The sequence below is a fragment of the Streptococcus sp. GP0011 genome, assembly GCF_030546305.1.
Classification (GTDB): Bacteria; Bacillota; Bacilli; order Lactobacillales; family Streptococcaceae; genus Streptococcus.
This window is the reverse complement of the sequence record NZ_JAUONR010000015.1, coordinates 1-5,242: the sequence shown is the minus strand read 5'-3', so window position 1 is coordinate 5,242 and position 5,242 is coordinate 1. Positions and strand designations below refer to the sequence as shown.

The 5,242-nt window shown below is 49.5% G+C and carries 2 tRNA genes and 3 rRNA genes; all 5 read left to right on the top strand.

What is annotated here, in order from left to right:
• Positions 1 to 49: 49 nt before the first annotated feature.
• The 5 genes from Q4443_RS10325 to rrf all read left to right on the top strand — a co-directional run bounded on the left by Q4443_RS10325 (position 50) and on the right by rrf (position 5,241).
• Positions 50 to 121 (top strand) — tRNA-Glu (locus Q4443_RS10325).
• 232 nt (positions 122 to 353) lie between these two features.
• Positions 354 to 1,900: ribosomal RNA gene (locus Q4443_RS10320) — 16S ribosomal RNA — on the top strand.
• A gap of 51 nt (positions 1,901 to 1,951) precedes the next feature.
• Positions 1,952 to 2,024: transfer RNA gene (locus Q4443_RS10315), tRNA-Ala, on the top strand.
• Positions 2,025 to 2,146: 122 nt separating this feature from the next.
• Positions 2,147 to 5,049: ribosomal RNA gene (locus tag Q4443_RS10310) — 23S ribosomal RNA — on the top strand.
• 76 nt (positions 5,050 to 5,125) lie between these two features.
• A 5S ribosomal RNA gene (gene rrf, locus Q4443_RS10305) occupies positions 5,126 to 5,241 on the top strand.
• The 16S, 23S and 5S rRNA genes sit together here with 2 tRNA genes alongside, the layout of an rRNA operon.
• Position 5,242: the final 1 nt, after the last annotated feature.

Sequence of the window (5,242 nt, the reverse complement as noted above, 5' to 3'; positions counted from 1 at the left end):
CTTGACAAAGGTAAAAAAGTAGGTATAATAGAAAGAGTTGAAAAGCTCAGGTCCGTTGGTCAAGGGGTTAAGACACCGCCTTTTCACGGCGGTAACACGGGTTCGAATCCCGTACGGACTATGGTGTATTGCGGTTAAAAAAACTTGAAAAAAGTTTAAAAAATCTGTTGACAGAGGCAGGTAGCTGTGATATACTAATATAGTTGTCGCTCACGAGAGGAGTGAGAGACAAAGACCTTTGAAAACTGAACAAGACGAACCAATGTGCAGGGCACTATAACTGAAGTTATAGTACTGAACAATGAAAAAAACAATAAATCTGTCAGTGACAGAAATGAGTGAGAACTCAAACTTTTAATGAGAGTTTGATCCTGGCTCAGGACGAACGCTGGCGGCGTGCCTAATACATGCAAGTAGAACGCTGAAGGAGGAGCTTGCTCTTCTGGATGAGTTGCGAACGGGTGAGTAACGCGTAGGTAACCTGCCTGGTAGCGGGGGATAACTATTGGAAACGATAGCTAATACCGCATAAGAGTAGATGTCGCATGACATTTGCTTAAAAGGTGCAATTGCATCACTACCAGATGGACCTGCGTTGTATTAGCTAGTTGGTGAGGTAACGGCTCACCAAGGCAACGATACATAGCCGACCTGAGAGGGTGATCGGCCACACTGGGACTGAGACACGGCCCAGACTCCTACGGGAGGCAGCAGTAGGGAATCTTCGGCAATGGACGGAAGTCTGACCGAGCAACGCCGCGTGAGTGAAGAAGGTTTTCGGATCGTAAAGCTCTGTTGTAAGAGAAGAACGAGTGTGAGAGTGGAAAGTTCACACTGTGACGGTATCTTACCAGAAAGGGACGGCTAACTACGTGCCAGCAGCCGCGGTAATACGTAGGTCCCGAGCGTTGTCCGGATTTATTGGGCGTAAAGCGAGCGCAGGCGGTTAGATAAGTCTGAAGTTAAAGGCTGTGGCTTAACCATAGTACGCTTTGGAAACTGTTTAACTTGAGTGCAAGAGGGGAGAGTGGAATTCCATGTGTAGCGGTGAAATGCGTAGATATATGGAGGAACACCGGTGGCGAAAGCGGCTCTCTGGCTTGTAACTGACGCTGAGGCTCGAAAGCGTGGGGAGCAAACAGGATTAGATACCCTGGTAGTCCACGCCGTAAACGATGAGTGCTAGGTGTTAGACCCTTTCCGGGGTTTAGTGCCGCAGCTAACGCATTAAGCACTCCGCCTGGGGAGTACGACCGCAAGGTTGAAACTCAAAGGAATTGACGGGGGCCCGCACAAGCGGTGGAGCATGTGGTTTAATTCGAAGCAACGCGAAGAACCTTACCAGGTCTTGACATCCCTCTGACCGCTCTAGAGATAGAGTTTTCCTTCGGGACAGAGGTGACAGGTGGTGCATGGTTGTCGTCAGCTCGTGTCGTGAGATGTTGGGTTAAGTCCCGCAACGAGCGCAACCCCTATTGTTAGTTGCCATCATTCAGTTGGGCACTCTAGCGAGACTGCCGGTAATAAACCGGAGGAAGGTGGGGATGACGTCAAATCATCATGCCCCTTATGACCTGGGCTACACACGTGCTACAATGGCTGGTACAACGAGTCGCAAGCCGGTGACGGCAAGCTAATCTCTTAAAGCCAGTCTCAGTTCGGATTGTAGGCTGCAACTCGCCTACATGAAGTCGGAATCGCTAGTAATCGCGGATCAGCACGCCGCGGTGAATACGTTCCCGGGCCTTGTACACACCGCCCGTCACACCACGAGAGTTTGTAACACCCGAAGTCGGTGAGGTAACCTTTTAGGAGCCAGCCGCCTAAGGTGGGATAGATGATTGGGGTGAAGTCGTAACAAGGTAGCCGTATCGGAAGGTGCGGCTGGATCACCTCCTTTCTAAGGATAAGGAACTGCACATTGGTCTTGTTTAGTCTTGAGAGGTCTTGTGGGGCCTTAGCTCAGCTGGGAGAGCGCCTGCTTTGCACGCAGGAGGTCAGCGGTTCGATCCCGCTAGGCTCCATTGGTGAGAGATCACCAAGTAATGCACATTGAAAATTGAATATCTATATCAAATAGTAACAAGAAAATAAACCGAAACGCTGTAGTATTAAAAGAGTTTATGACTGAAAGGTCAAAAAATAAGGTTAAGTTAATAAGGGCGCACGGTGGATGCCTTGGCACTAGGAGCCGAAGAAGGACGTGACAAACGACGATATGCCTTGGGTAGCTGTAAGTAAGCGATGATCCAGGGATTTCCGAATGGGGGAACCCAACAGGTACTACCTGTTACCCGCATCTGTTAAGGATGTGAGGAGGAAGACGCAGTGAACTGAAACATCTAAGTAGCTGCAGGAAGAGAAAGCAAAAGCGATTGCCTTAGTAGCGGCGAGCGAAACGGCAGGAGGGCAAACCGAAGAGTTTACTCTTCGGGGTTGTAGGACTGCAATGTGGACTCAAAGATTATAGAAGAATGATTTGGGAAGATCAGCCAAAGAGAGTAACAGCCTCGTATTTAAAATAGTCTTTGTACCTAGCAGTATCCTGAGTACGGCGGGACACGTGAAATCCCGTCGGAATCTGGGAGGACCATCTCCCAACCCTAAATACTCCCTAGTGACCGATAGTGAACCAGTACCGTGAGGGAAAGGTGAAAAGCACCCCGGGAGGGGAGTGAAATAGAACCTGAAACCGTGTGCCTACAACAAGTTCGAGCCCGTTAATGGGTGAGAGCGTGCCTTTTGTAGAATGAACCGGCGAGTTACGATATGATGCGAGGTTAAGTTGAAGAGACGGAGCCGCAGGGAAACCGAGTCTGAATAGGGCGCCTTAGTATCATGTCGTAGACCCGAAACCATGTGACCTACCCATGAGCAGGTTGAAGGTGCGGTAAGACGCACTGGAGGACCGAACCAGGGCACGTTGAAAAGTGCTTGGATGACTTGTGGGTAGCGGAGAAATTCCAAACGAACTTGGAGATAGCTGGTTCTCTCCGAAATAGCTTTAGGGCTAGCGTCGACATCAAGATTCTTGGAGGTAGAGCACTGTTTGGGTGAGGGGTCCATCCCGGATTACCAATCTCAGATAAACTCCGAATGCCAATGAATTATGGTCGGCAGTCAGACTGCGAGTGCTAAGATCCGTAGTCGAAAGGGAAACAGCCCAGACCACCAGCTAAGGTCCCAAAATAATTGTTAAGTGGAAAAGGATGTGGGGTTGCACAGACAACTAGGATGTTAGCTTAGAAGCAGCTATTCATTCAAAGAGTGCGTAATAGCTCACTAGTCGAGTGACCCTGCGCCGAAAATGTACCGGGGCTAAAACAATTTACCGAAGCTGTGGATACCTTTATAGGTATGGTAGGAGAGCGTTCTATGTGTGAAGAAGGTATACCGTGAGGAGTGCTGGAACGCATAGAAGTGAGAATGCCGGTATGAGTAGCGAAAGACAGGTGAGAATCCTGTCCACCGTAAGACTAAGGTTTCCAGGGGAAGGCTCGTCCGCCCTGGGTTAGTCGGGACCTAAGGAGAGACCGAAAGGTGTATCCGATGGACAACAGGTTGATATTCCTGTACTAGAGTATGTAGTGATGGAGGGACGCAGTAGGCTAACTAAAGCAGACGAATGGAAGTGTCTGTCTAAGCAGTGAGGTGTGAATTGAGTTAAATGCTTAGTTCTATAACATTGAGCTGTGATGGGGAGCGAAGTTTAGTAGCGAAGTTAGTGACGTCACACTGCCAAGAAAAGCTTCTAGCGTTTAAACATACTCTACCCGTACCGCAAACCGACACAGGTAGTCGAGGCGAGTAGCCTCAGGTGAGCGAGAGAACTCTCGTTAAGGAACTCGGCAAAATGACCCCGTAACTTCGGGAGAAGGGGTGCTGACTTTAAGTCAGCCGCAGTGAATAGGCCCAAGCAACTGTTTATCAAAAACACAGCTCTCTGCTAAATCGTAAGATGATGTATAGGGGGTGACGCCTGCCCGGTGCTGGAAGGTTAAGAGGAGTGCTTAGGAGTAATCCGAAGGTATGAATTGAAGCCCCAGTAAACGGCGGCCGTAACTATAACGGTCCTAAGGTAGCGAAATTCCTTGTCGGGTAAGTTCCGACCCGCACGAAAGGCGTAATGATTTGGGCACTGTCTCAACGAGAGACTCGGTGAAATTTTAGTACCTGTGAAGATGCAGGTTACCCGCGACAGGACGGAAAGACCCCATGGAGCTTTACTGCAGTTTGATATTGAGTGTCTGTACCACATGTACAGGATAGGTAGGAGTCTAAGAGATCGGGACGCCAGTTTCGAAGGAGACGTTGTTGGGATACTACCCTTGTGTTATGGCCACTCTAACCCGGATAGGTTATCCCTATCGGAGACAGTGTCTGACGGGCAGTTTGACTGGGGCGGTCGCCTCCTAAAAGGTAACGGAGGCGCCCAAAGGTTCCCTCAGAATGGTTGGAAATCATTCGCAGAGTGTAAAGGTATAAGGGAGCTTGACTGCGAGAGCTACAACTCGAGCAGGGACGAAAGTCGGGCTTAGTGATCCGGTGGTTCCGTATGGAAGGGCCATCGCTCAACGGATAAAAGCTACCCTGGGGATAACAGGCTTATCTCCCCCAAGAGTTCACATCGACGGGGAGGTTTGGCACCTCGATGTCGGCTCGTCGCATCCTGGGGCTGTAGTCGGTCCCAAGGGTTGGGCTGTTCGCCCATTAAAGCGGCACGCGAGCTGGGTTCAGAACGTCGTGAGACAGTTCGGTCCCTATCCGTCGCGGGCGTAGGAAATTTGAGAGGATCTGCTCCTAGTACGAGAGGACCAGAGTGGACTTACCGCTGGTGTACCAGTTGTCTTGCCAAAGGCATCGCTGGGTAGCTATGTAGGGAAGGGATAAACGCTGAAAGCATCTAAGTGTGAAACCCACCTCAAGATGAGATTTCCCATGATTTTATATCAGTAAGAGCCCTGAGAGATGATCAGGTAGATAGGTTAGAAGTGGAAGTGTGGCGACACATGTAGCGGACTAATACTAATAGCTCGAGGACTTATCCAAAGTAACTGAGAATACGAAGTGTGAGGTTTTCTTGGTATTTGATAGATATTCAATTTTGAGTAGGTATTACTCAGAGTTAAGTGACGATAGCCTAGGAGATACACCTGTACCCATGCCGAACACAGCAGTTAAGCCCTAGAACGCCGGAAGTAGTTGGGGGTTGCCCCCTGTGAGATATGGAAGTCGCTTAGCT